Raw genomic sequence first — 20,798 nt, 5'->3', positions numbered from 1 at the left:
AATTACCTATGATTCATTCCAAGCCGATGCAGCGAATGACTCATGCAACAAATCGCTAAGGTCGGATCGAAACCATTCATTTTCTAATTGGAGAACATCATGAAAAATCCATCCGTCACTATTCAAAATCTTGAAGCTGCTTTTGCTGGCGAATCCATGGCGCACATCAAATACCGCTATTTCGCGAAAATCGCCCGCGCTGCAGGAGCAGAAGATATTGCTTTGGCCTTCGAGGCAACCGCTGAACAAGAAGTCATGCACGCCTTCGGACATCTCGATTTACTCTACCCAAAAAGTGCATTGACACCTCAACGTGCTTTGGAAATCGCGATTGAAGGTGAAACTTACGAATACACAGAAATGTATCCAAAGTTCCGACATCTCGCCTTAGAGGAAGGCAATCACGCCGCTGTTGCCGAATATGACGAGCAAATTGCGGAATCAAAGGAACACGCTGAACAATTTCAACGCACTCTGGAGTTGGCCGCTAAACGCTTTGCGGCATTAGCAAAGGTTGAAGAACGCCATGCGAAGCATTACCAAGACGTTTTGGACGCCAATCGCGTTTGATTGCACTTGGTGCTATTCGATCTTTTTCAGTCAAACCTAAGCAAACTTCAACGTTTATTTCAATTTCGAACATCTCAACGAGGAAAAAACATCATGAAAACCTATCAATGCATCGTCTGCGGCTTCATTTATGAACAAGCAAAAGGATGGCCTGAAGATGGCATCGCGCCAGGCACCGCTTGGGAAGACGTGCCAGAAACTTGGTCCTGTCCTGACTGTGGCGTAGCAAAAGCCGACTTTGAAATGGTCGAGATTTAATCCAACTTTCAGCACACAATATCACTATGAAACCCATATTCGTCATCGGCAGTGGCATGGCAGGTGTCAGCCTCATCCGCGAATTGAGAAAGCTTGACACCTCGACTCCCATCATTCTTGTCACTGCGGATGACGGTGGTTTCTACTCGAAACCCATGTTGTCGAACGCCTTTGCTCAAAACAAATTACCGGCTCAATTGAAGACACAGACCGCGACACAGCTGGCCGAGCAATTAGCGATCACCATTCTGCATCAAACTCAATTGCAAAAGATTGAGAGTGACCGTCACGTGATTCATACTTCGATGGGTGAATTTGAGTATCACGCTCTTGTCTTGGCGGTGGGCGCGCAAGCAATTCGCCTACCGATTCAAGGCTCGGGTGCGAATCAGATTATGTCGGTCAACCATCTCGATGACTATGCAAAATTCCGCGACCGTCTCGAACAAATCTCGCAGAGCGTCACCAATCCTACAATTGCCATCCTCGGCGCAGGATTAATCGGTTGCGAATTTGCAGATGACCTCAATCAAGCGGGGTTCGAAGTTCATTTATTTGATCCGAATCCAAGTCCACTCGCAGCTTTGCTACCGCCCACAGTTTCACTTCGATTGCAGCAACAACTCGAAGCGAAAGGCATACACTTCCATCTCAACGACAGTGTGACTAGCGTTGAAGATCAGGGTGACAATTTGAAACTGACGACAAAAGATGGCGGCGAGTTTGAAGTACACCTCGTGCTGTCGGCGGTAGGACTCATCCCGAACAAAGCGATCGCTCAACAGTGCCATCCAACGCCCTTGCACACTGACCGTGGCATTGTCGTCGATGCCAATGGCATGACCAGCGCACCCGATATTTATGCGCTTGGAGATTGCGCGCAATACACGGTCGATACCGACGGCAATTCAAGTGTATTACCCTACATCGCACCGATACTTGCGGCAGCCCGTGCGATTGCAAAATCTTTAGCCGACTCAAGCACTCAAAAAGCGCATCGCATTGAGCTTGGGCCGATGCCTGTTATTATCAAAACTCCGAGCTGCCCGATTGCGGTGTTGCCACCAAGCCCGCAAGTCCGCGCCAAAGGAAAATGGCTCGATGAGCATCTAGCAGATGACACACTAATCAGTCGTTTTGTGTTGGATGATGGTCGCTTGGCAGGCTTCGCTCTAACGCCCAATAATGCAAAAATTCGCAATGAATTACTTGCATTGATGAACGCGCGTTGAGATCAAGCAAACCACCACAAAAGCATTCAAAACAAGTCCTTCACCTCTCCGCTTTGATGCGGAGAGCTGCCCCGCCATCGCTTCGGATGACACCCCCCCTTGCTTGCGCCCTCTTTTTCGCTAGCTACAAAATCATCTAGCCAGTCTGCATTTGCATCAAGCAAGGACTTACATGTAAACGGCTCTAAAAACGCTCTAAGAACGGCAGTGCTTAAGAGCAAACCACAATAATTACAACACTCTCCAATCACACACACCATTCCCGCTCTTTTTCGTTTGCCAAGTAGCAATGTTTCCAGTATGGTCTCGGATACAAAAAATAATGCTGTTAAAAAACAATAGTACGTGCTTGATGAATCACACTATCCAAAGCACGAGGGAATCGCCGACCACAACTGTCTCCAAAGTCTAAGTTCATTCAAAACGAAGTAAAAATATTTTGTTTTGAAATGCACTTGCATTTATCGAGGCACGCTTGGTCACGTCAGTTATGATTTATGGTCACCATTTATAAAGACAATTTCAGTCTCGAGTCTCTGATCACCGCCAGTGCGAATGATGCTGTTGTCGCGAACATGCTGCACAACTCTACTTGGCGCTTGGGCGAAGAAAGCTCCTGGCATCTAGATCAAAATTCTGGTCAATTATTATTGACCTTTAACGACGGCTCTTTTGCACTTGCACCTGCACAAATTATCGGCACCTATCATCATGACGACTCTAGTTTCTTGTGGGCTTGGAATCATCCATCGGTGCTACCAGGATTAGCTGGTGACGCGATGAATGTACGTACCTTTGGCAAAGAACAAAAATCAAGTGAACTGACCAAAGGACGCATACTTTGCACAGAACAACGTGCGTGGGAACTGACCGCACTAGCGATGCGTTTAGGCAATGCAAAAGGTACCTACCGAGTCATGATTAAGCCTGAAATCAGTTTATTCCTCACCTTTGGCGAAGTTCAGATCGCGCACGACAGTCACAGCCTCGAATTAAAATAAGCGATCAACACGAATCTTTAAAGATTGGCGCCACAACGGAAAAGTCGGACGAACGCGCATCGATTTTGTACAATAGCGCATGCTTTCCGAATTCGAACTCATCAAACATTACTTTGACTCGCGTCGCACCGAGGGTGATCAGATTACCCTTGGCATCGGCGATGATTGCGCCATTCTTCAACCCCATCCGAACAAGCAACTGGCGATCTCCAGCGATATGCTGGTGTCGGGACGCCACTTTTTCCCCGATGCCGATCCTGTCGGATTGGGGCATAAATGCCTCGCCGTCAATCTTTCAGATCTTGCGGCAATGGGTGCCAAGCCAGTGGCCTTTACTTTGGCACTTGCCCTTCCCGAAGCCAACCCAACTTGGTTAGAAGGCTTCGCACAAGGAATGTTTGCTCTGGCGGATGAACACGATTGCAAATTAATCGGCGGTGACACAACCAAAGGTCCATTGACGATTTGCATCACCATTTTTGGTGAACTGCCTCACGGCCAAGCGCTGCGTCGCGATGCGGCGCAAGTGGGCGATGATATTTGGATTTCCGGCACCCTCGGCGATGCACGACTGGCGCTCGCTGGCTATTGGAAAGAACATACGCTGAGTGCTGAATTGCATCAGCAAGCAGCAACGCGTATGCATAGGCCAACGCCACGCATTGCCTTGGGACAGTCATTACTCGGCGTGGCCAACGCTGCCCTCGATATTTCGGATGGCTTGATCGGCGACCTTGGCCATATTCTCGATCGCTCACGAGTCGGCGCTTGCCTCAATGTTGACTTACTACCGGCCGGTCCCGTTCTCGCCCAGCAAACTGTGGATTTACGACGTACCTTCACATTGGCAGGTGGTGACGATTACGAGCTGTGTTTCACGGCTCCTGTGCATCAGCGCGTAGCCGTTCTAGCCGCGGGCCAAAGTAGCGGAACGGCAGTCACTCGCGTCGGCAGCATTGAAGCAGAACCAGGTCTACGTTTATTGGACGCCCACGGTCAGGTTTATCAACACCAGCTCAAGGGTTTCGATCATTTCACTTCAGACTAAGCCATGACTGATCCCTCTACTCCCATTTTGAAACCACGCGCCTCTTTCATGTTGCGCCATCCCGCACATTGGATCGCACAAGGTTTCGGTAGTGGCTTATCACCCATCGTCCCCGGCACTTGCGGCACACTTTTTGGATGGCTCAGTTTCGTCGTCCTCAGCGCTCGCTGGCCACAATTTTTCACGCCACTCAATTGGGGCATCATTGTCGTACTTGGTTATGTCATCGGTGTTTGGGCTTGCAGCGTCACGGGAAAAAATCTGGGTGTCGCTGATCATGGCAGCATGGTCTGGGATGAGATCATCGCGATGTGGTTGGTACTAATCTTTGTCATGCCAACTCCCTTAAGTACGCAGCTGTATGCCTTTCTTCTCTTCCGTTTTTTCGATATGGTCAAGCCACCACCAATCGGCTTTTTTGACCGAAAGTTCAAAGGCGGTTTTGGGGTCATGTTTGACGATATCGTCGCGGCATTTTTTACCTTGCTAGTCTTTGCTCTGTGGCGCACGTTTTAAATTTGGATCTGCGCTTAAAACTTGTAGCCTGAAAGTTCCAAGCAATCACTCCCCCTTTTTTCAAACTCAAGCACGGTTTAGTGTTGCTTTCGTTTGCCCGTGCCGCATTGGCGACAGCCGATCAAAAAGTTCACGCAAGTCAAAGCGCTGGTGGTAAAGTAAAAGTTCGATGGCAAGGGATAATTGCGTCATGCATTGACATAATTGAGCAGAACTTCCTTCCGCCATCGCCACCATCACACGAGAGGAGATACGATCATGACAGACATGTTAGACCTTGCTCACAAAGTCGGTGAAGCACTCAAGTCCCGCAAGCTCATTCTCAGTGTCGCTGAATCGTGCACCGGCGGCGGCGTCTGCTGTGCGCTCACCGAGATTCCCGGTTCTTCGGAGTGGTTTGATTGCGGTTTCGTGTCCTACTCCAACTCTTCGAAAACCGAGATGCTGAATATCCCCGCGTCCTTAATTGCCCAACACGGCGCAGTTAGCGAAGAAATCGCCGCAGCGATGGCGGAAGCCGCGGTAGCACATTCCGAAGCGCATGTCGCGCTATCCACCACTGGGATCGCTGGCCCCACCGGTGCAGTTCCCGGCAAACCAGTCGGCACCGTATGTTTCGGCTGGCGAGTTGCTGGCATCACGCATACTGAACGTAAAGTTTTCCAAGGCGATCGCCACAGCGTACGGCAACAAACGGTTGAACATGCGATGGCAAAGTTGTTGCGATTGGTGGAAGAGTTGAAGCTGCCTTAAGAAAATTGGATCTATCAAAAGACGGCTCTCAAATCACATTGCATGCGGAGAGCCTTCCTGCTTTTCATCTATTTTGCAAGCGCTGAAAAATCAATTTTCCCACACAGTCTGATATGAGAATTCGTTGAAACCCCAATGGAGCGCCGCGACTCCGGTTCGCTCGTAAAAATTAACATTGTCGAGCGCTTCATGAGGGGCGGCTTTTTTAGACTACAACGCGCTTTACAGACCGCTTCAATAGGACAAGGCCAAGTGGCTTATCGGGTGATTTGCGCCACTGCCTTGGTTTGGTAGATCGAACACGCATTTCAAGCTCAGTAAGATCTTCATCAGACTTCGTTATCGACGTTTGACTCAGTATTTGATCTTGTGCGTGCCGCTCAGCGCGAATTGTTCGCGCTTTCGCAAATGGGATACCTTTGCGAGATGCTTTACTATTTTCGCCGAATGTATTCCGGCGATCTTTAGCTAAGCTTAATCGCTTCTTCTCTTGTGGCGCCTTAGTTTGGGTCATCGATACAAATTAATCGCATCACGCGTTTCCAACGCAACCCGACGCGCTGCAGCGCTGAAGCTTTCGCCTTCATTGGTTTTCGCATACAAAATCGCGCGTGAGGAATTAATCATCATGCCAGTGCCATTCGCAGTGCGACCTGCTTTGACAGTGGATTCGACGTCACCACCTTGAGCGCCAACACCTGGAATCAAGAGCGGCATGTCCCCCACCAAGGCACGCACTTGGGCGATTTCATTCGGGAAGGTCGCACCAACGACCAAGGCACATTGTCCATTGGTATTCCATTTGTCCGCGACTAAATGGGCCACGTGTTGATACAAAGGCTTACCGCCAACATCCAAAAACTGTAAATCAGAACCGCCAGCATTCGAAGTACGACACAATACGATGGCACCGCGGTCTTTCCATTCCAAATAAGGCGCGACCGAGTCAAATCCCATGTAAGGATTGACGGTAACCGCATCCGCTTCGTAACGCTCAAAGGCTTCGCGGGCATACTGCTCCGCAGTGGCACCAATATCACCGCGCTTAGCGTCGAGTACGATAGGAATATGCGGATAGTTCTGCTTCAAATAACGGCAAATCTCTTCCAACTGATCCTCGGCGCGCAAAGCCGCGAAATAAGCAATTTGTGGTTTGAAGCTGCAAGCGACATCTGCGGTCGCATCGATAATCGCTTTGCAAAAAGCGAAGATGGCATCGGGTTGACTTGCAAATTCTGCCGGAAACTTTTTGATATCTGGATCCAAACCAACGCAAAGCAAAGATTGATTGGAGGTCCAAGCTTGTGAGAGTTTTTGTATGAAAGTCACGGCAGTCCTGAATGAAAAAACGATGAAAATACGATGTAGAAGCAAAAAAGGGATGGCAAGCGCCATCCCTCCATTATAAACGATGCCCAGCACTCAAAAACATGGTGGCACCAAGTTGCTACCACGCTAGCAGCAACGCGATGCTCTGATTCCGTTTTTAGAATGCTGCGATACCGGTTTGTGCACGACCCAAAATCAAAGCGTGAATATCGTGGGTACCTTCGTAGGTATTCACCACTTCCAAATTCACCAAATGACGAGCGATGCCAAATTCATCAGAGATACCATTGCCGCCGAGCATATCGCGAGCGGTACGGGCGATTTCCAAAGACTTGCCGCAAGAATTACGTTTCATGATGGACGTAATTTCAACCGCTGCTGTGCCCTCATCTTTCATACGACCCAAGCGCAAGCAGCCTTGTAAGGCCAAGGTGATTTCGGTTTGCATATCCGCCAATTTCTTTTGCACCAACTGGTTTGCCGCCAAAGGCTTACCAAATTGCAAACGATCCATGGTGTATTGACGTGCAGTATGCCAGCAGAATTCCGCCGCACCGATAGCACCCCAAGCGATACCGTAGCGGGCTGAATTCAAACAAGTGAATGGGCCTTTCAAGCCTTCTACGCCTGGCATCAAGTTTTCTTCTGGAACGAACACTTCATCCATCACGATTTCACCCGTGATCGAAGCGCGCAAACCCACTTTGCCATGAATCGCAGGTGCAGTCAGGCCTTTCCAGCCTTTTTCCAAAATGAAACCGCGAATGCGGCCATCATCCGTTTTCGCCCAGACCACAAATACATCGGCGATTGGGCTATTCGTGATCCACATTTTAGAACCCGTCAACAAGTAACCGCCATCCACAGTTTTGGCGCGGGTCACCATACTGCCTGGATCAGATCCGTGATTTGGTTCAGTCAAACCGAAGCAACCAATCCACTCGCCAGTAGCCAATTTCGGCAGATATTTACGCTTCTGCGCTTCGCTACCAAATTCATTGATCGGCACCATCACCAACGAGGATTGCACACTCATCATGGAACGGTAACCGGAATCGATACGCTCTACTTCACGCGCCACCAAGCCGTAGCAAACATAGTTCAAGCCTGCACCACCGTATTCACTTGGTATCATGGAGCCCAACAAACCCAACTCGCCCATCTCACGGAAAATAGCTGGATCTGTTTTTTCGTTACGGAAGGCTTCCAAGACACGCGGTGCCAATTTCTCTTCGCAATAGGCGCGCGCGGCATCCTGCACCATGCGTTCTTCTTCGGTCAATTGGGAATTCAATAACAGTGGATCGTCCCATTGAAATGCTACTTTTGCCATATTCTTCTCTCGGTGGTTTTATCATTGTTGTGTTCAGAAAACCGGCGCATTATGCCCGTTTCCCTTTCGCAGCCTTTGATACATCGCAAAGTGAAGATACCACTTTAACAAATCACCTAGCTTTTTGATCAATTGAGGCAGCTTTTTGGTAGACCAACATCCTACCCGAATTTAACTGCGCAATAAATGCAAAAACTCGGGCCATTGCAAAGAAAGCACAACCTTTCTGAAAAGGCTTTACAAATGCGGCGAGGCAATCTATCGGGCGACGACTGGAGCGAGATTCAGAATCGCGCGAAAGTCAGAATTAAGGAAAAAGAATTGCGGGTAGAAGCTTGGTCCCTCCGACAAGAATCGAACTTGTATCCCACGCTTAGGAGGCATGTGCACTATCCATTGTGCTACGGAGAGACTCTCAGGCTCTACAAAAATACGTGTTATCGGATCAAGCGAGCTATGCCTGCTTGAGGCACTTGTCGAGATCCGGCAAAACTTTCACGAGAACTATCTCTTAACAAAGTCAGCGAGCAATATGCCGCTCACCATGTCGAGAAGCGCGCCATCTTACCTGAGCGCACTCTAACAATCAATCGACGATCGACCTGAACTGCCACGTCGCTAGACAAAGCGACTCGATTTACTCATGATGAATGCAGTCAGAGTTGGAGAATCGTTTGTTAGTTAACGATCGCTCTACGTATGAATTATGGTCCCAGCTAGCGTACAATAGCGCCTTTGCGGCATTTCTACGCCTTTTCAACTATTTCTACGCGTTTGATCTTGATGGTCAGCGCCTCCTTCCTATGGCAGTCATTTCATTAAGTAACGCCCAGTTGGCGTTTGGTCACTTTGCTCTTCTCGATCACGCAGAATTTTCGCTCGAAACTGGCGAACGCATTGGTCTCATCGGTCGCAACGGTACTGGTAAATCGTCTTTATTGAAGATCATCGCTGGCCGTTTCAAGATGGATGATGGCCTGCTGGTCATGCAACAAAATCTGAAAATCGCTTACGTCGAACAAGAGCCGCAATTTGACCCTGAGATGACGGTGTTCGACGCGGTGGCGCAAGGCTTGGGCGAATTGCCGAGTCTGCTCGCGGAATATGAAACATTAACGGCCAGCTTTGGCGGCGACGACGATGCGAAGTTAATGGATCGCATGCATGACATCCAAGTCAAGCTCGACGCGGCCAATGCGTGGAATCTGGAAAACACCGTTGAGACAACACTGAATCGCCTCAATCTGGAGCGCGACGCCGTCATGAGCACCTTGTCGGGCGGGATGAAGAAACGTGTGGCTCTTGCCTGCGCCTTGGTCAGCGCGCCAGATGTTTTGTTACTCGACGAACCGACCAACCATTTGGATTTTGCGTCGATCAAATGGTTAGAAACTTTGCTCAAAGAATTCCGCGGCAGCATACTCTTCATTACCCATGATCGTAGCTTCCTCGACAATGTCTCGACCCGCATCATCGAATTAGATCGCGGCAAATTGCTGTCTTTCCCCGGCAACTTCACGACTTACCAAACTCGCAAAGCTGAGTTGCTCGAGATCGAAGAAGTCGAAGCGGCGAAGTTTGATAAGTTCTTGGCGCAAGAAGAAGTGTGGATCCGCAAAGGTGTCAAGGCTCGTCGTGTGCGCGATGAAGGTCGCGTCAAACGCTTAGAAAATCTGCGACTACAACGCGCGGCTCGACGTGAACAACAAGGTCAGGTGCGCTTGGACATTACGACTGGCGAGAAGTCCGGCAAAATCGTGGCAGAACTCGACAATATCTCCAAGAGCTATGGCGACAAAACAATCGTGCGCGACTTCTCTAGCATCATTTTGCGCGGTGACAAGATAGGTTTAATTGGACAAAACGGTGCGGGTAAAACCACCCTGCTCAAACTCATCCTCGGTGAAGAGCAAGCAGATCGCGGTACGATCAAACAAGGCAGCCGTTTGCAAGTCGCCTATTTCGACCAAATGCGCGCCCAGCTCAACGAGGAAGCCAGTCTGGCTGATACGATTTCGCCCGGCAGTGACTTCGTTGAAATCAACGGTCAACGTAAGCATGTGATGTCCTACTTGGGTGACTTCTTGTTCGCGCCAGAACGTGCTCGTTCTCCTGTGAAAACACTGTCCGGTGGTGAGCGCAATCGCTTGTTATTGGCACGGCTATTCGCCAAACCAGCCAATGTTTTGGTGCTCGACGAACCGACCAATGACCTCGATATCGACACCTTAGAATTGTTAGAAGAACTGTTGGAAGACTACGAAGGCACCGTGTTCCTCGTCAGCCATGACCGCATGTTCTTGGACAATGTCGTGACCCAAGTCATCGCCTCTGAAGGTGATGGCCTGTGGAAGGAGTACATAGGTGGTTACAGCGATTGGGAAGCGTACAAGGCAGCCAACCCCAATAGCAGCGCCACTTCCAAAGCAAAGTCTGATGCAAAAACAGGATCTTCCAATGCGACGGAGAGCACTAGCGCGAGCAATGCAAGTAAAGGCAAGAGCGAAGAAAAACCACGCAAGCTCAGCTACAAAGAACAACGCGAATTAGAAGAATTACCGAACAAAATTGCTAGCCTCGAAGTCGAGCAAAAAACCATCTCCGACAAACTCGCCGATGGAGATTTTTATAAATCCGCATCGCCAGAGGAAGTCAAAAAACTCAATGATCGATTTGAAGAAATTGATGGCTTGTTGCTCGAAGCGCTGGAGCGTTGGGAAGTGTTGGGTGCTTGATTTTTTGGCTCATTTTTTAGTCTACTTAGACTCACCAAAATTCCAGCAATAAAAAACAAAAAGGCGGTCACGCAATCTGACCGCCTTTTTTCTTCATAAGTCACCGAGGCATCCTGCACAATAGACTATTCGTTTTGTACAGCACTGAACAGTTCTAACGCGAGATCTTTCGAAAATCGCGCATACGAAATCCGAGTCCAAACAAGGCTCCGAAGTACACCAGCATGCAGCTGAGGATCAAGCCCAGCAAGATCGTAACGCGCAACACTTTTTCACTACGCATGGACAACCAATCGACTTGCATGGATAAGGCGTAAGCCGTGGCTGCCATCAAGGCCAAGGCGATCAGGACCTTGGTAAAGAAGCGAGTCCATCCCTGCATCGGCACGTAAATGCCGCGCTGACGCAAACCACGGTATAACAAAGCCGCATTCACGCAAGCACCCAAGCCGACCGATAAGGCCAAACCCGCTTGATGAATAAAAGGGACGAAGATCGCGTTGAGGATTTGCGTCACCAGCAACACCACCATTGCAATCTTGACGGGCGTACGAATGTCTTGTTGCGCATAAAAACCCGGCGCCAAAATTTTGACCAAGATGAGGCCAGACAAACCAACACCATACGCCGCCACGGCTTTGGCGGTTTCGTGCACCGCATGCGCATCGAAGCGGCCGTTGTGAAACAAGGTAGCGGTCAAGGCATCCGGCAACACCAGCAAACCGACTGCCGCAGGCAGGGCTAGCAAAAAGGTCAAACGCAAACCCCAATCAAGTAAGGATGAATATTCTTGTTGGTCGCCATGCGCCTTCGCTGCAGAAAGACTCGGTAACAAGACTGTTCCCAATGCCACACCCAACATTGCTGACGGAAACTCCATCAAACGATCCGCGTAATTGAGTTGTGACGCACTACCATCGGGCAAGAAAGAGGCCCATGTGGAATTGATCATGATACTAATTTGCGTCGCTGACACTGCCATCACGGCCGGTGCCATTTGCTTTAAGACGCGTCTTACTTTGGGATCACGCAGGGCAAAAGCAGGATTCCAACTCAAGCTTGGCAACATTCCAATCTTGACCAAGGGTGGAATTTGGATCGCCAATTGCAAAACACCACCAACAAAAACCGCCCAGCCCAAGGCATAGATTTGCTTCTCTTTACCAAACCACTCTTGCGAAAAAAACGCGGCAACAATAAAGCTCAGATTCAACAGAACGGGGGTGAAGGCTGGGATTTTAAAGCGACGCCAGGTATTCAAAATGCCACTCGACAGGGCGACCAAGGACATGAAGCCAATGTAAGGAAACATGATACGCGTCAGGTTTACGGTCACATCGAACTTAGCAGTGCCCCAAAAACCAGAAGAAAACATCAAGACCAGAACCGGCGCGCCTAGCACACCGATGACACAGGTCAACAACAAGGCCCACACCAAGACGGTCGCCACATGGTCGACCAGCTCTTTCACTTCCTGAGGCGAATTACTATTGCGATATTCCGCAAGGATGGGAACGAATGCCTGCGAAAATGCTCCTTCAGCAAACAGGCGTCGGAAGAAGTTGGGAATCTTAAAAGCCTGAACATAGGCATCCATGGTCGCCGTCGCCCCGAAATAGGCACTAAACAAGCCATCTCGAATCAAGCCCGTAATGCGCGACAACATGGTCATGCTGCTAATCGCAGCGAGTGTTTTGAGTAAATTCATAGCGCGCCATTATAGCTTTTACGGTTTGCTAAAAACACCAATTTCAATGAACGCAAGAGCAGAATATCAAGCAAAAACAAAGCAAATTACTAACAAGTGGTACGTCTTCGCCAAATCCCACGCAAAATTAGCATTTACCGCAACAAAAAACCTTGCTATAATCTCGAGCTTCCCAAATGACAGATACCGATGTCATTTCTAGGACCTGGAGAGGTGGATGAGTGGTTTAAGTCACACGCCTGGAAAGCGTGCGTAGGGTAATACCTACCGGGGGTTCGAATCCCCCCTTCTCCGCCAGAATACAAAATGCCCGCACTTGCGGGCATTTTTATTGTCCGGAGAAAAAGCGAGCACTGCTCGCGCCGAGGGGATTCGAAGGCGAGCGCATGCTTGCGCGAGAGCGGCCTGCGCCCGTGTAGGCGAATCCCCCCTTCTCCGCCAGAATACAAAATGCCCGCACTTGCGGGCATTTTTATTTTTCTTCAAAAACAAATCACATTGGTGGTGGTCCATTTGCATCCACATCTGATGCGGAACTCTTTTTCAATTCCCGACTCAAAGCACCTTCAACAATCAGCCAGTTGTCCTCGTTGACAGTACTGCCTTTTCGTTGCATTCTGCGTTCGCGGTATACAATCGCCACCACGTTCCTGCACTCGGAACAAACGCAGATCTCAATTCGCGTTTTCAGTATTCATTTGAAATTACTAAATATACAAACCAATGAAGAAACTACTTTTGCCAACCCTCGCCACTCTGTGTGCTTTGAGTGCGCCCAACGCTTTCGCCGATGTTCACTACAACATCAAGATCACTAACGCTGCCCAACATTTGGCAGAAGTGACCGTTGAATTTCCGGCGACTAAATCCGCCAATCTGGATGTTCAACTTCCTATTTGGCGCACAGGTCGTTATGAAGTGCTCAACTTGGGCAAGAACATTCGCCAATTCAAAGCCGTTAATGGCAAAGGTCAAAGCTTGAGCTTTGCAAAAACTGATAAAGGCACTTGGCAAGTCAAGACCAAACCTGGTGACACAGTAAAAGTCAGCTATGAAGTGTATGCGAATGCCTTGGGCGAACGTACTCAACATATCGATGATACCCACGCGTATCTGGATGCGAGTGGCGTTTTGATGTATGCCGCACCTTATCGTTCGCAAGCAGTGACAGTGAAACTCGATACGCCATCCAACTGGGTCTCACGATCTGGAATGGACAAAGGTAACTGCGATCACTGCTTCGTTGCGCCAAACTATGATGTGTTGATCGATTCACCAATCGAAACCGGTGAACATGAGTTCCATAGCTTCGAAGTCGACGGACGTAGTATTGAGCTCGCCATCTGGGGACGTGGCAATTACGATGGTAAGAAGATGGCTGCCGACTTGAAAAAGGTCGTCGTTGAAACCAAAAAAACGCTTGGCGAATTTCCATTTAAAAAGCGCTACTTGTTCATCGTTCACGCTACAGACAATGCAGGCGGCGCAACCGAGCATTTGAACTCGACTGTGATTCAGCGTCCACGTTGGATGTATGCACCCAAAAAAGAGTATATGGGATTCATCAAGACTGCCACACACGAATTCGTCCACACTTGGAACGTAAAGGCTTACCGCCCGAAAGAAATGGTGCCTTACGAATACCAAAAAGAGAACTACACACGCTTGCTGTGGATCGCTGAAGGCAATACCTCTTATCTCGAAGAGTTGATCACGCTACGTGCAGGTTTGCAGACACGTGACGAATTCCTCGACGACCTCGCGAAAGCCCTACTCGCTTACGAACATCAACCAGGTCGTTTCCAGCAAAGTGCGGCTGAATCAAGTTTTGATGCTTGGATTGATGCTGGCGGCGAACGTGCCCGTAATGCTTCGGTGAATATTTACAGCAAGGGTCTATTACTCGGCAACGCCATCGATATCGAAGTTCGTCGTCAGACCAAAGGTGAAAAAGGCCTCGAGCATGTTCATCAATATCTCTATGCTCACCACACGGTCGACAAAGGCGGTTATAGCGAAGCCGACGTGCGTACAGCCTTAAAATCTGTCACTGGTAATGATTGGAGCCAATGGTGGGCAACTTATGTGGATGGCATTGGTGAAATTCCATTTCCAGAATTACTCAATGCCGCTGGCCTCAAATACCTGACTGAAGCGGGCAAAGATGATGAGCAAAAAGAGGAATGGTTCACTGGCTTGCGGACGCGCGATGTTGGCGATTTCCCGATGGTGAGTGAAGTTGAACGTGATAGTCCAGCTTGGAAAGCAGGTATTGTTGCGGGCGATCTCCTGATCGCAGCAAACGGCTTGCGTCTCACGAACAAGGATCTCAACGATCGCTTGTGGCTCAATCAGCAAACCCCAATCAAAATGAGTGTATTCCGCCGGGACGAGCTCAAGGAACTTGCCCTGACTCCAAACAAGCAAGTCAAAGGCAAGGTCAAACTCAAAGCACTGGATGAAGTGAGCGACCAACAGAAACTCATCAACAGTAAGTGGCTAGGTGTCGATTGGCCGAGCAAGCCAGCGGCTGATAAAGGTAGCAGCGCTAAGTAATTCAAAAAATTTACTCTACATTTTTGAACGGTAGCAGATCGATCGATTTGCTACCGTTTTTTATTAATGCTTACGGATTTGCCTTACGGATTTGCGGCGACGCAAAACAAAAAGACATTTAATTGTAAAATTTGATGACATCCGAATCGACACTTCCTGCGTTGTAGCCTTACAGGTATGAAGATTTACATATTTTTTCGTCTACTCTTCATTTTTCGCGCGAAAGATTTCTATGAAATTCACACAACAAACCACGCTTTTAACTAAATCGATTCGGGCAGGCTTGCTGGGCTTAAGTCTGATCAGTGCCCTGCACTCTGGCATTGCCGCTGCTCAAGACGAACCGCCTGGGCGAGTGGGTCGTATAGGCTACTCCTACGGACAGGTTAGTTTTGCTGATGCGGGCAGCAATCAATGGACCGAACTACTTCCTAATCGACCGATCTCAATTGGTGACAGTGTATTTGTGGGTGATCAAAGTCGTGCTGAGTTACAAGTGGGTAATAGCACTATTCGCATCAACGAAAATACACGCTTGAGTTTTATCAATTTGACCGATGACACAACACAGATTCAATTAAGCCAAGGTACGGTCGTTTTGCGAGTTCGCGCTCTTTCAGAACGAGAAGTATTCGAAATCAGCACTCCGAACCTCAATTTTTCAGTTCAGGAGCCCGGCGAGTATCGCATCAATATCAATCACGACAACACGAGTTCTGTGATCGTACGTCGAGGTATCGGCGTAGCCCAAGGTGATCGGGACGTGATTACCTTACGCGAAGGTGAATATACGCGTTTCTCTGGCACCAACCTTAATCACACCAGTATTGCCCGCGCGCCCAATTTCGACACCTTTGATCAATGGGCCTTTGATCGAGATCGCGCTGAGGAAAACTCTATTTCAGCACGTTACGTTCCGAGAGAAATGGTGGGCTATCAACAGCTCGATGAATACGGCACTTGGGAAACCCACGTTGAATATGGTGCAATCTGGTATCCACGCGGCATTTCCGTTGGTTGGGCTCCTTATCGTGACGGCCGATGGGTGTGGGTCGCGCCTTGGGGTTGGACTTGGGTCGATCGAGCACCATGGGGCTTCGCCCCTTACCATTATGGACGCTGGGCGCACATTGGACATCGTTGGGCTTGGATTCCAGGTCGTTATGAAAGGCATCACCGCCCCGTTTATGCCCCTGCCTTAGTCGCTTTCGTTGGGGCTAGTCGAAATGGAGTCAGTGTCGGCGTGAGTGTCGGTAGCAAACACAGCATGGGTCCCTCGGTTTCATGGTATCCACTCGGTCCCGGTGAAAGTTATCGGCCGCACTACACTCAAAGTACGCGATACATACAAAACATTAATCAAACTGTGATTAACAACACGATCGTCATCAATCGTAACCGAGATGTGTACATCAACCGCAATGTTCCACATGCGGTCACTTCGGTCCCGCAAAACACCTTTGTACGCGGCGAACACGTCTTCCCAGCAACAAAATCGATCCTTGGAAACCAGATCAAGCAACTACAAGTCTTGAATGAGGCTCCCAATCTACAACCAGAAAAAAACAATCGATTTGGCGACGCTCGACCACGAACATGGCAAGAAAATGATCAGTATCGTAGTCGTGCAACGGTCGCTCCAAATCCTACCCAAGACCTTCGCGGGACAAATGATGGACGTGGACGCGAGAACTGGCGCGGCCGTAACAACGACGGTGCGAGCTCGCTCAACACTTCTAACTCGGTCGGCTCGCAAGAACCACGTTCGAATGCGAACGGCAATTCGCAAATCGCACCGACACAGCCAAGTTACGTGAATCCGGTCGAGCGGCAAAGCAATGGCAATGTAGTGCAATATCCGCAACGCCCAAATGCCAACCCTAACGCTGCCCAAGTCAATGCCAACCCTAACTATGTGACACCAACAGAGCGCACAAGTAACGGTACCGCAGTACAGTATCCGCAGCGACCAGAACGTGGCGAAGGCGGTATGCCGAACAATGGTTCTAGCTTCAACACTCGCAATGTAGATGAGATGCAAACAGAACGCAATCGTGCCAGCCGTTACGAAGATGGCGCTCGATCAATGCCTAACAATCGCATTGATCCGCGTCGCGAAGGCAACCTGAACGTCGGCCCTGCAACAAGTACAGCGCCAAACGCTAGCGTGCAAGTCCAAGTGCAAGCACCAACGACATCCCCAGTCGCACCACAAGCCATGCCGCGCACAATTGAGCGTCCAATCGAGCGCCCCATAGAGCGACCCGTTGAGCGAAACGAGCGCGTCATCGAGAGAATGGAGCGCCCTGAAAGGCTAATAGAACGTGGAAATGATCGCCCGATTGAACGCCCGCAAGCGACTTTTGCGCCACGTCCAGAACCGGTGCGCACGGAGGCGCCGCGAGCAGAAATGCCACGTCCGGCTGAAGTGAGACGAGAACAGAGTATGCCGATGCCAACTCAGGCAGTCCCGGTCCCATCTCCGCAGCCTGCAGCGTCGCCGACGCCACGTGCATCGACTGAAAAGTCTAAGGACAAAACCGAGGATGGTCGAGCAAAGAGGAATGAACGCTAAGCTATAGTTGTCCATGGGTATTCTCAGGCTCGGCAATTCGCCGAATTCAAATCCTGCAAGCTAGAATACCAAGCCGGAATCATCGAAGAAGCCGCTCAAGAAAGAGCGGCTTTTTTGTTTCAAAATTGCATATTCGACCACTTCTTGATTGCGTCAATTTTTCAACAATTTTGTGACAAACAATGCCATTTAACAATTTTGCGCAATTAATCTATAGAAATTCTTAGCCAGAAGGCTATAATTTCCGCAGGGTACTATTTCAATACGGCACTGGGGATTTTCAAAATGAATTCACCCGCTATATCTTGTCCCGAATTTCTTGCGATGGAGCGCTCCATCATCGACGATTTTGTGTCCTGTACACGGGAGAGTTGCGACGAAACTGAAACCTGCATCAAAGCACTCAATCAGCACGGCGGTGCCGAGTATGTCCATCGTTTATTTCGTGCCCTGCATTCGCTCAAGGGCAATTGCCTCATGGTGGGACTGACGCCCTTTACCGAGCCGCTGCATCGTGTTGAAGATATCGTCGCAAAGATACGCGCCAATCAGATTCCTTATCACCCCGTGGTCGGAGAGTTTCTGTTACTCGCGACGGATGAATTCGAAGATTTACTCGCTGAGCTCATCACCACTCGACAATGCAGCAATGATAGACGCATGTTGTTATGCAGCGTCGCCGAACAATTGCTGGCGTCACTCAATCCGAGCAACGTCGAATCCGAAGTTCGTAAAGCGATCAACCTTCTCGACAAAAAAGATCGAACGGTCACGCCAGAAATCAAATCAAAAAAAGTATTGCTCGAAGTTCCACCAGATCTCGATTTAATGCGCAACCTGTCCAACCACATCGATAATTTGAGCATTTATCGTAAAGATCGGAGTGATCAAGTCGTGCAACTCACGCAACAGTTAAATGAGGCAATCGGGACACCAGTCGACCCGCTGCAACTCGAAGCAGCATCATTGATGCACGACGTGGGAATGAGCTTCATCCCTCACAACATCTTCAATAAAGAAGGCTCCCTATCCAAAGAAGAACTACGCAAGATTCAAGAACACGTTGTGATTGGTAGTCAATTCCTACTGCGTTTCGGTGGCTGGGATGAAGCGGCGCGTATGGTGCTTGATCATCATGAACGTTTCGATGGTACAGGTTATCCGAACGGTTCTAAAGGTAACGACATCCACATTGGCGGGCGCATGTTGTCAATCGTCGATACTTTCTGCTCGATTACTACTGAGCGTTCCGATCGTACATTCAAGAAAAGTTTACTCAGCGCTATTTCAGAAATTAATGCGAATAGCGATAGCCAATTTGACCCCACTTTAGTACATGCGTTCAACGAGGTGGTCCGCAAGATCATGATGCGTCCAAGCACCTAGCTTGCATTTCATTCGAACAAGAAAAAGCCCTCGTTCAGTTTATGACGAGGGCTTTTTCTTGTGAAGATATTTCAGATTGAAGGAGAAAAATCCCCATCAAATGCAGACATCAATACTTCGCAGGCTGACCAGCAGCGGGTGTTGATTTCTTGATGAATTCACGGATATGTTCGTTCGAACTTGCCAAATCTTCAGCACGCAGATACATCATGTGTCCGCTGCGATAGCCTTGAAACTCCATTCTATCTTTCATCTTGCCACTAGGATCGATCTGCCACATCGTGTATTTGGCGTCGAAATAATTGGTCGCGCCATCGTAGTAACCCGATTGAATCATTAAACGCATGTAGGGATTCTCTGCCATGGCCAAGCGTAGATTCTCGCCCGTGCGATCGTTGCTGTTATCCCATGGATGAACTGGTCCAAACATATTGTATTTGACATCGGTCTTGTACTTCAAAACGTCACGCAGGTAATAGTTAATCGCCGGTGTAAATGAGTGTAACCACGAGGTCAACTCCGCATTGTAATCTGGCGACACACCAGCATCGGCACGATCTATACCGAGGTAACGCGAATCTAAACGACCAACCGTTTTACCTTTCTCTCTGAGCAAATCCTTCCAGAAGAAAGACGGTGAAACACTGAGATTATTTTGCAAGACTGTCTTCTCAGACAATCCAGAATAACGCGCCACTTTGGCCGCAATCTCTTGACGCTTTGCAGGATCAATAAAACCACCACGCGCCAAAGCCGGGATGTACTCATCCAATGTGAAGGCTTCTACTTCCGGCAGCAAGTTATTCAAATCACGTTTCTGCAAGTCTGCTGGCAAAGCCTTGTGGTACCAAGCCGTCGCAGCAAAATAAGGCAAAGCCAAGGCCGTATCAACTGGGCCATCGCGCTTAATCCCCAACTCAGTTGGCGACACCAAAATGACACCATTCAAATACATCCAGTGATTGTTTTGTAGTTCCTTCGCCAGACCTGATACACGCGTGGTGCCATAACTTTCACCGATCAAATACTTCGGTGAGTTCCAACGACTATTGCGTGAGACAAAAGTATTCAACCACTCAGCCAGATAGGCGATATCTGCATTCACGCCGAAGAATTGCGCGCGGTCTGCTTTAGGATCAAGGATGCGCGAGAAACCCGTGTTGACAGGATCGATATACACGATATCGGCGACATCAAGAATCGAATGCGGATTGTCGCGTACACCGTAAGGCTGAACTGGATAACCTTCATCATCGATGTTCAACATTTTCGGACCTGTGTAAGCCACATGCATCCACACTGATGCTGAACCGGGGCCGCCATTGAAGGAAAAGACTAAAGGCCGCTTATCGCGATTACTGACATCGCTACGTTGGTAATAGGTATAGAACAAAGAAGCAATCACTTTGCCATCTTTATCCCATACTGGTTGGGTACCTGCGGTCGCTTTATATGGAACGACTTTCCCTTTGATCGTCACACTGCCGGTCGAATGCACGGCAGACTCTGCCTGCAATAAACGATCATTGGCACCAGCACTCACTTTCGCAGCTGGAGCGGATGGTGCCGCTGCCGCTGCGCTCGCATTTTCTTGCGCGGAACTCGAATAGGCCACTGAGATTAAGGCGGCTAGCAAAACACTACGCATTTTCATTCTATCTTCTCCTGTTTTACTGTTTTTTCGCTTTTGCTACGATTTTGTGTACTGCCTTGACGTCAAGGAAATTAAAACTAGACGATCCAAACATGCTTAAGAAAACGAAAACCTCAAAAAGTTCCGCCACAAAACAAATCGACC

At 49.0% G+C, this 20,798-nt stretch carries 15 protein-coding genes and 2 tRNA genes; 12 read left to right on the top strand and 5 right to left on the bottom strand.

All coding sequences use genetic code 11. The features are described 5' to 3' along the window. The first annotated feature begins 99 nt into the window (after positions 1-99). The 7 genes from RF679_RS07205 to RF679_RS07175 all read left to right on the top strand — a co-directional run bounded on the left by RF679_RS07205 (position 100) and on the right by RF679_RS07175 (position 5,378). Positions 100-570 carry a rubrerythrin family protein gene (locus RF679_RS07205; RefSeq protein ID WP_309483541.1) on the top strand — a complete coding sequence of 157 codons (471 nt, stop codon included), beginning with the start codon at positions 100-102 and terminating at the stop codon, positions 568-570. A gap of 93 nt (positions 571-663) precedes the next feature. Continuing rightward, a complete protein-coding gene (locus RF679_RS07200; RefSeq protein ID WP_309483540.1) occupies positions 664-828 on the top strand; it encodes a rubredoxin in 165 nt (54 codons plus the stop codon). Between the two features lie 26 nt (positions 829-854). Beyond that, a complete protein-coding gene (locus RF679_RS07195) occupies positions 855-2,060 on the top strand; it encodes an FAD-dependent oxidoreductase (RefSeq protein WP_309483539.1) in 1,206 nt (401 codons plus the stop codon). Positions 2,061-2,557: 497 nt separating this feature from the next. Continuing rightward, on the top strand, positions 2,558-3,061 hold the full coding sequence (locus RF679_RS07190) for a DUF6882 domain-containing protein (RefSeq protein ID WP_309483538.1): 504 nt from the start codon (positions 2,558-2,560) through the stop codon (positions 3,059-3,061). Between the two features lie 79 nt (positions 3,062-3,140). Continuing rightward, complete coding sequence (gene thiL / locus RF679_RS07185; RefSeq protein WP_309483537.1) at positions 3,141-4,109, top strand: thiamine-phosphate kinase; 969 nt, start codon at positions 3,141-3,143, stop codon at positions 4,107-4,109. 3 nt (positions 4,110-4,112) lie between these two features. Beyond that, positions 4,113-4,625, top strand: coding sequence for a phosphatidylglycerophosphatase A family protein (locus RF679_RS07180; protein WP_309483536.1), 513 nt, complete (start codon positions 4,113-4,115; stop codon positions 4,623-4,625). 258 nt (positions 4,626-4,883) lie between these two features. Beyond that, on the top strand, positions 4,884-5,378 hold the full coding sequence (locus tag RF679_RS07175) for a CinA family protein (RefSeq protein ID WP_309483535.1): 495 nt from the start codon (positions 4,884-4,886) through the stop codon (positions 5,376-5,378). Positions 5,379-5,888: 510 nt separating this feature from the next. On the opposite strand, the gene pyrF is transcribed toward RF679_RS07175, so the two are convergent. From pyrF to RF679_RS07160, 3 genes are all read right to left on the bottom strand, one after another. Beyond that, positions 5,889-6,707 (bottom strand): orotidine-5'-phosphate decarboxylase, encoded by an 819-nt coding sequence (pyrF, locus tag RF679_RS07170; RefSeq protein WP_309483534.1) that lies wholly within the window; start codon positions 6,705-6,707, stop codon positions 5,889-5,891. A 157-nt stretch (positions 6,708-6,864) separates the two neighbouring features. Then, positions 6,865-8,040, bottom strand: a complete 1,176-nt coding sequence (locus tag RF679_RS07165) for an acyl-CoA dehydrogenase (RefSeq protein WP_309483533.1) — start codon at positions 8,038-8,040, stop codon at positions 6,865-6,867. A 336-nt stretch (positions 8,041-8,376) separates the two neighbouring features. Further along, positions 8,377-8,451, bottom strand: a tRNA-Arg gene (locus RF679_RS07160). Positions 8,452-8,843: 392 nt separating this feature from the next. Between RF679_RS07160 and RF679_RS07155 the strand changes: the two genes are divergently transcribed. Then, entirely contained in the window at positions 8,844-10,775 is a 1,932-nt protein-coding gene (locus RF679_RS07155) for an ATP-binding cassette domain-containing protein (protein WP_309483980.1), read from the top strand. 154 nt (positions 10,776-10,929) lie between these two features. Here the strand turns inward: RF679_RS07155 and murJ are convergent, their stop codons facing one another. Continuing rightward, positions 10,930-12,483 carry a murein biosynthesis integral membrane protein MurJ gene (gene murJ / locus RF679_RS07150; protein ID WP_309483532.1) on the bottom strand — a complete coding sequence of 518 codons (1,554 nt, stop codon included), beginning with the start codon at positions 12,481-12,483 and terminating at the stop codon, positions 10,930-10,932. A gap of 207 nt (positions 12,484-12,690) precedes the next feature. On the opposite strand from murJ, the gene RF679_RS07145 reads away from it, so the two are divergent. The 4 genes from RF679_RS07145 to RF679_RS07130 all read left to right on the top strand — a co-directional run bounded on the left by RF679_RS07145 (position 12,691) and on the right by RF679_RS07130 (position 19,000). Then, positions 12,691-12,780 (top strand) — tRNA-Ser (locus RF679_RS07145). Positions 12,781-13,206: 426 nt separating this feature from the next. Further along, the gene (locus tag RF679_RS07140; RefSeq protein WP_309483531.1) at positions 13,207-15,039 is read left to right on the top strand and encodes a M61 family metallopeptidase; all 1,833 of its coding nucleotides are present in this window, start codon (positions 13,207-13,209) and stop codon (positions 15,037-15,039) included. A 232-nt stretch (positions 15,040-15,271) separates the two neighbouring features. After that, positions 15,272-17,614 (top strand): DUF6600 domain-containing protein, encoded by a 2,343-nt coding sequence (locus RF679_RS07135; RefSeq protein WP_309483530.1) that lies wholly within the window; start codon positions 15,272-15,274, stop codon positions 17,612-17,614. A 285-nt stretch (positions 17,615-17,899) separates the two neighbouring features. Beyond that, on the top strand, positions 17,900-19,000 hold the full coding sequence (locus tag RF679_RS07130) for an HD domain-containing phosphohydrolase (protein WP_309483529.1): 1,101 nt from the start codon (positions 17,900-17,902) through the stop codon (positions 18,998-19,000). Positions 19,001-19,109: 109 nt separating this feature from the next. Here RF679_RS07130 and RF679_RS07125 read toward each other — a convergent pair whose 3' ends face one another. Further along, positions 19,110-20,654 (bottom strand): S10 family peptidase, encoded by a 1,545-nt coding sequence (locus tag RF679_RS07125; RefSeq protein ID WP_309483528.1) that lies wholly within the window; start codon positions 20,652-20,654, stop codon positions 19,110-19,112. Positions 20,655-20,798: the final 144 nt, after the last annotated feature.

Origin of the sequence: Undibacterium cyanobacteriorum (assembly GCF_031326225.1) — a bacterium.
Lineage (GTDB): Bacteria > Pseudomonadota > Gammaproteobacteria > Burkholderiales > Burkholderiaceae_D > Undibacterium > Undibacterium cyanobacteriorum.
The sequence above is the reverse complement of the archived record's forward strand: the minus strand, read 5'-3'. Positions and strand labels throughout refer to the sequence as shown.

Bases quoted from the DNA above. Each gene is read 5' to 3' on its own strand.
- RF679_RS07190 (WP_309483538.1), top strand. From the start codon at position 2,558: ATGGTCACCATTTATAAAGACAATTTCAGTCTCGAGTCTCTGATCACC.
- murJ (WP_309483532.1), bottom strand. From the start codon at position 12,483: ATGAATTTACTCAAAACACTCGCTGCGATTAGCAGCATGACCATGTTG.
- RF679_RS07140 (WP_309483531.1), top strand. From the start codon at position 13,207: ATGAAGAAACTACTTTTGCCAACCCTCGCCACTCTGTGTGCTTTGAGT.
- RF679_RS07205 (WP_309483541.1), top strand. From the start codon at position 100: ATGAAAAATCCATCCGTCACTATTCAAAATCTTGAAGCTGCTTTTGCT.
- RF679_RS07155 (WP_309483980.1), top strand. From the start codon at position 8,844: ATGGCAGTCATTTCATTAAGTAACGCCCAGTTGGCGTTTGGTCACTTT.
- thiL (WP_309483537.1), top strand. From the start codon at position 3,141: ATGCTTTCCGAATTCGAACTCATCAAACATTACTTTGACTCGCGTCGC.
- RF679_RS07195 (WP_309483539.1), top strand. From the start codon at position 855: ATGAAACCCATATTCGTCATCGGCAGTGGCATGGCAGGTGTCAGCCTC.
- RF679_RS07200 (WP_309483540.1), top strand. From the start codon at position 664: ATGAAAACCTATCAATGCATCGTCTGCGGCTTCATTTATGAACAAGCA.
- RF679_RS07135 (WP_309483530.1), top strand. From the start codon at position 15,272: ATGAAATTCACACAACAAACCACGCTTTTAACTAAATCGATTCGGGCA.
- RF679_RS07180 (WP_309483536.1), top strand. From the start codon at position 4,113: ATGACTGATCCCTCTACTCCCATTTTGAAACCACGCGCCTCTTTCATG.
- RF679_RS07165 (WP_309483533.1), bottom strand. From the start codon at position 8,040: ATGGCAAAAGTAGCATTTCAATGGGACGATCCACTGTTATTGAATTCC.
- RF679_RS07125 (WP_309483528.1), bottom strand. From the start codon at position 20,654: ATGAAAATGCGTAGTGTTTTGCTAGCCGCCTTAATCTCAGTGGCCTAT.
- RF679_RS07130 (WP_309483529.1), top strand. From the start codon at position 17,900: ATGAATTCACCCGCTATATCTTGTCCCGAATTTCTTGCGATGGAGCGC.
- RF679_RS07175 (WP_309483535.1), top strand. From the start codon at position 4,884: ATGACAGACATGTTAGACCTTGCTCACAAAGTCGGTGAAGCACTCAAG.